This is a genomic window from Pseudanabaena biceps PCC 7429, from assembly GCF_000332215.1.
GTDB classification, from domain to species: Bacteria; Cyanobacteriota; Cyanobacteriia; order Pseudanabaenales; family Pseudanabaenaceae; genus Pseudanabaena; species Pseudanabaena biceps.
In genome coordinates, this window is the sequence record NZ_ALWB01000275.1 from 1 (window position 1) to 5,956 (window position 5,956).

The following is a 5,956-nucleotide window of genomic DNA, read 5'->3' on the forward strand; positions in this document are numbered from 1 at the left end:
CGGCGCTTCGCGCCGCAACTCTCTATTGGGTGTGATTATGGATTCTTTGCCAATTCTGTAAATAAATGGAGATATTGTTGGGCTTTACTTCTCCAACTGTGCTGTTCGGCGATCGCGCGTGCTGATTTACCCATTCTTGCCCTCAGATCGCCATTAATGCTTAACTCAGTCATCGCTTGGCTTAAAACTTGCGCATCCTCTGGATCGTCCAGAATTATGCCGCATTCATTCGTAATAATTGCCGCCACCCCTGATACAGCAGTAGTAATTACGGGAAGCCCTGAAGCCATCGCCTCACTTACGACCATCCCAAAAGGTTCGTAACGCGATGGAAACACAAAAAAGTCAACGGCTTGCATGATTTTTGCCACATCGCGACGATAGCCCAAGAAGTGAACGCGATCGCTTACCCCTAATTGTCTGGCAAGTTCTGGATAGGGGCTTCTTTCCGTATTGCCGACTACGGCTAAATGTAAATTAGGCACATTGACTAGCGCCTTGAGCACCGTATCTAAATTCTTGCGATTGGTTCTAATATCTCCCGCAAATAGCGCCAAATTAACTCGATCGGGCAATCCAAAGCGATCGCGAGTTTCCGATTTTGGCATAAATTCTTCTAGATCCACGCCATTATAAATTACACGAATCTGAGCAGGAGAAATCCCGATGTCAATTAATTCCCGTTGAATATTGTCAGATACTGCCACCACTATTTTGGTTTGCTGCAAAGATTGTTTTTCCCACCGAGAATTTAACGCCGAAAACAACCATTGATAAGCGCCATAGATATCTTGGCGAATTTTCCAAGTATGGGTGGGCGATCGCAACCAAGCACTATGCACAAAATGGATGACATTCACATCGCTAGCAGCGGCAGTTACTGCTCCGCAGGCTAAAACCACATCAAATTTATGGCGATGCGATCGTAACCAATCAGCACTTTTTCGGGCGAATACCATCCCCCGCAATAACTCAGTCGGGAATCGATCAACAGGCAGACTCACACATTCAATGAGAGGGTTGTCCAATAAATCAAGTTCTATTTTTCTGCTCACCAAACTAAGTTGGTGATTGCAGCGAATTGCCTCTAAAACAAGCTCGTAATTCGCTCGACCTTGCCCGTCACTTTTTATTATATAAGGCGTTACGATACAGATTTTCATTGATATTCATTGATATATTGATATTCCTTAAATCTCTTTTCCCTTAAGTAATTCATTGAATTGTAGGCTTTGCTGGTGATTCCAATATCGCTGTCCCGCCAGACCAATACCAATAAAACTCCATATAAGGAGACCATGAATTCCAGCCGTAACCCTAGTAGCGAGAAAGAATGCAAATGATTTTACCAGTACGGAACAACAAGTGGTAATAAATAAGTCGTTACGATACTTTCCTAAATTTTTAAATAAAGTAATCGCACATAGTAAAATTGAACCTGTATAGGGCAAAGCGCCGATCCATCCTAAATCTAGAATCAAGGATAAAATTCCCGCATCTACAGTATCGTTAACCCCAATTCCATCTCCCATAAAGTTGAATATTCCATTCTCAAAGAAATCCTTGTAAATATTTTGTCTGATTGAAGCACTGGTATCATTTTGTAAATCTCCCAACGTTGAGAACCTTGTGGCGATTGTTCCTGCAAAGGGTTCCATGGTACTCAGAGGAATAATGCATACTAACAACACCACAACAGTTAATACCAAACGCAACTGCTGCTTTGGCTTGAGTGAAGAACTGAACAAAATCAATCCTCCAAACCAACCTAACCATCCCGTTCGTACTGCACTCAGTAGTAGGGATAGGATTCCTGCTCCTGCGGCGGGAACGACTAATCCACCTTTACAACTAAAGACAACTAATAGACTACTGGTAATCATATCGGCGAAAGGTCCAGGAGAATTAAGAGTGCTCCATACACGCATCCCAAAAGGTTCGGGCTTTCCAGCACTAGAATCCATCTTAGAACCTACTAGCCATAATCGATCCCACTCAGGTGCAACGACATACTGATAGATTCCATATAGTCCTAAAATCAGGCATCCCCATAAAAAAACCCGTTTAATAGTTTGACTGTACTCAGGATATCTCTGCCAATTTACGAACAAATGGTAGCCGAATATGATCGGGGTTATCCATCCTGAAAATGCTAAACTTGCCTTAATAAAAGAAGTTGCTGGATTAAGCACCCCTATTAAATAAGCATATACAACACTTGCTAGAGCTAAGGCAAAAGGAGCTGTTCCCTGTTCCCTTGCTTTAGGCAAGTTAAAATACATAGTATGAAATGAAATGAGAATAATTAAGGTTGGAGCTAAAAGGATGGGATTGGAATCCGTAAAAGCACCCGCCCGAAAATCTGACAATCGCCGCACTAGTGGAGTTATAAACATACAACTCCACATAAAACCAATGTAAAAGTTGGGATATCGAAAATATAAGAACCACCCTACAACTAATGAACCGAAAGGAAAGGCAATATTGAGGATTTTGCTGCCAACGCTGCCAATGGAAATTAAAAGTATTGTGGTGAGGGAAAAGATGATTACCGCCAACCATGCCTCTGATGTGTTTTTAGAACTAAAGTCTTGACTGGGATTTAAAAGAGGGGATGAGAAGCTAGGACGATCGCTCATATTTGTTATTTAATATGTTATTTAATCATGGTAGATTGCATCTAAAACTTGGATAATCATTCCGATGTTAGCAAAATTTTTAAATTGCGGTAGTAATGATTATGCTGAGCGAGATGTAAATAAAACAAAGAAAAAAATCAAATCGTTTTGATGGTAATGTTTGGATATTTTAGATCGAGGTGAATTTTACCTGTGAACTCCCCAAAACATGTCGGTTTTCTCCTCAGCCGAGTTGATTGCAACGATGGAATTGCTTCCCACTGTGAGACTTTAATGCGAGGTCTCAAGAATTTAGGATGGAAAGTGGTTTTGATCACTGGGAAGGTAAGTTTTGATTCATCTTCTCTAAAACGTTTTGAGTCGCTCAAGGAACTATCGGAGGAATGGATAGTTATTGATGATTTCAACCGATCGCTTCCATCTTGGGCGACAGTTTCACAAATTTTAGATGCGGTGAAGCGATTGGAAATTCAAGTTTTTCACGCTCACGGCTACTCAATGCTATTTGTAGCAGCGATCGCAAAAATATTTACGAATGTTAATTGTATTGCCACCTCGCACCTTCTTAAGTCAGCCAATTCAGGTAAAGTTGCTGATAGCCATCCCGAAGGTCAAAGGGCGAGATTCAAAAGAGCTGTTCTCAAACAGTATCTTAGATTTTTTGCACCCCATACCTTTATTGCAATTTCATCGGATATCGAGCAATGGTTGATAGAGGACATTGGTATTGCTAAATCGCAAATAAAGAAAGTTTTTAACGGTATTAATACTCAATATTTCCATGTGCCAAATGCTGAAGAGCGGCGACAATCAAGGGAGAAGTTTAATCTGTCTGAGCAGGATTTTGCGATCGCTTTGGTTGGGAGAACCCAATGGGATAAAGGGCATAAACTACTGATCGATGCGGTGAATCAAATTGTGGCACGCAACCCTCAATCTAACTGTAAATGTCTGTTTGCGGGTTCGGGAGATCAGCGGGAAGAAATAGAAGCTTATGCCTTAGCCAATGCTAAAAATCAACAAAGATTTCTGTTCCTTGGTTATGTAACCGAACCTCGCCAAGTCTATTGGGCTGCCGATGTGATTGTTTTGCCGAGTCAAGCGGAGGGATTTCCTCTCGTAATTGTGGAATCAATGGCTTGCGGAGTCGTACCCATCAGAACACCTGCTGCGGGTGCTTACGATCAAATCGATGATGGGGTAAATGGCTTTATCATTCCTTTTAACGATTTCGAGATGCTGTCATCGCGATTGCTCCAATTATCAGAAAATCCTGATTTGCGATCGCGTATGGTGGAAAATACGCTGAAATTTACAGCGCAAAAATTCACTCTAGAATCCATGACTTTAAGCACGGTTGCCGCCTATGAAGAGGCTATTAAATAATGTTACTCCCTTCCCAGTGAAGAATTAGACGTTGCGGCGCTTCGCGCCGCAACGTCTAATTCTTCGCACTGTCTCATTTAGGATTGTGATTAACCTAAAATCCCTAATTTCATAACTAATTTCTGGAAAATATTTCTATGAAGATAACTGTAGTTGTGCCAACCTATCTACGTCCTCAAGACCTAGCGCGATGCTTGACAGCTTTGAAATTGCAAAATCGTCCTGTAGATGAGGTATGGGTGATTGTCCGCGATACCGATCACGAAACTTGGCAATTTCTGGAAAGCTATGATCGCGAGGCATTGCCTTTGCATACGGCGACAGTAACCGTGACGGGCGTAATCGCCGCGATGAATATTGGGCTTGATGCGTCAAGGGGCGATATTGTTGCGTTTACTGATGATGATGCGGCTCCCCATCCAGATTGGTTGCAGAGGATAGAAGCTTACTATCTAGCTGACGAAAAGATTGGCGGGGTTGGTGGTCGAGATTGGGTATATTACGGCACAAAGCTGGAGGATGGAGCGAGAGCGGTAGTCGGTAAGGTGCAATGGTTTGGTCGGGTGATTGGCAACCATCACATAGGGAGTGGTGCAGGGCGTGAAGTCGATGTCCTCAAGGGGGTAAACATGAGCTTTCGTCGTCAGGCGATCGCTGATTTACATTTCGATCACAGGATGCGGGGATCGGGCGCACAGGTGCATTTTGAACTGGCTTTTTCATTAGCGATGAAAAAACAAGGTTGGAAATTAATTTACGATCCGCAAATCGCGGTCGATCACTTTCCCGCGCAACGCTTTGATGAGGATCAGCGCCATGCCTTTAACTCTCAAGCCTCAGTCAATGCTGTCCATAATGAGACGGTTGCCCTGTTGGAATATCTGTCACCCCTGCACCGATTCGTTTTTGCAGTCTGGGCGATCGCGATCGGCACATCCGAAGCTTTTGGCTTATTGCAATGGTTGAGGTTTTTGCCGAAAGATGGCAATATTGCGAGCCAGAAACTAAGGGCTGGTTGGGGTGGACGCTGGGAGGGCTGGCAGACTTGGCGCAAGACCACAACAAAATAAATTTGCCAGTATAAATTTGCCAGTATAAATTTGCCAGTAAGTAGCTGGGCATAATTAAAGCCCAGAATCCAACCCTGTAGCGCACGCTACAGGGTTTTGTATTTTATATTTAATTACACCTAGCTACTTACTCTCTTCCCAGCCAAGAAAGTAGCTATTCCTTAAAACGAACGGAAATAGGGATAGCCTTTGGGCGTGCCTAACTCTTTTTCGATCTCAAAATTGATGATTCCCCAACGGGCTTCCTGCTCTTCGGGAGGGCTAAATTCTACGTTTAATCCATAGAGTTTTTGAATATTAGAACCGATCGCGGTAGTTTCGAGGTAAGGAATTACTAGATTTGTATAGCGTTGGGCGATGGTCACCTTAAGGGCACGATAGCCTTGAGTGTAAAGCCGATCAATACATTCATGGATTTCAAAACGGATGCCATCAGGATGAATATGTTGTCGATACCATTCATCGTTCCATAGTCTCCATTGGCGATCAGATTGCAAATGGACGAGATCTTTGCAGTTGCGATCGACCTCAAAGGCTCCATGTCTAGGACAAAGATAGGTGTCAGTCAAAATTAAAGCAGGAATAATTTGCCGACAATGGGGACATTTGATTTCAGAGCCGAAGATCGGATATTGCTGCACCGAGGGGACTGTCCTCATGACTTCTTTAAATTATGACTCAGTTAGATTTTAACATGTTCATACATGTCCATGCTCCCTTTCCCACTCTAAAGAATGGTCGTCTTAAAAAGGAAAGAATTTATACGGTAAGGATTGGCGGCACGAAGTGTCGTTTATCCTTATACCAAAGCTCAAAATGGCGTAGCCATTTTGAGCTTTGAAAACTCTTACTGGGTTTGGT

General features: G+C 42.9%; 5 protein-coding genes. 2 read left to right on the forward strand and 3 right to left on the reverse strand.

Annotation, left to right across the window (positions count from 1 at the left end):
• Positions 1-35 precede the first annotated feature (35 nt).
• Positions 36-1,163, reverse strand: a complete 1,128-nt coding sequence (locus tag PSE7429_RS20560; RefSeq protein WP_009629280.1) for a glycosyltransferase family 4 protein — start codon at positions 1,161-1,163, stop codon at positions 36-38.
• A 27-nt stretch (positions 1,164-1,190) separates the two neighbouring features.
• The gene (locus PSE7429_RS20565) at positions 1,191-2,639 is read right to left on the reverse strand and encodes a hypothetical protein (protein ID WP_009629281.1); all 1,449 of its coding nucleotides are present in this window, start codon (positions 2,637-2,639) and stop codon (positions 1,191-1,193) included.
• Positions 2,640-2,831: 192 nt separating this feature from the next.
• On the opposite strand from PSE7429_RS20565, the gene PSE7429_RS20570 reads away from it, so the two are divergent.
• Positions 2,832-4,025: a glycosyltransferase family 4 protein gene (locus PSE7429_RS20570; protein ID WP_009629282.1), complete on the forward strand. Its 1,194-nt coding sequence runs from the start codon at positions 2,832-2,834 to the stop codon at positions 4,023-4,025.
• A gap of 137 nt (positions 4,026-4,162) precedes the next feature.
• Positions 4,163-5,095: a glycosyltransferase family 2 protein gene (locus tag PSE7429_RS20575; protein ID WP_009629283.1), complete on the forward strand. Its 933-nt coding sequence runs from the start codon at positions 4,163-4,165 to the stop codon at positions 5,093-5,095.
• 161 nt (positions 5,096-5,256) lie between these two features.
• On the opposite strand, the gene PSE7429_RS20580 is transcribed toward PSE7429_RS20575, so the two are convergent.
• Entirely contained in the window at positions 5,257-5,754 is a 498-nt protein-coding gene (locus PSE7429_RS20580; protein ID WP_009629284.1) for a TIGR02652 family protein, read from the reverse strand.
• Positions 5,755-5,956: the final 202 nt, after the last annotated feature.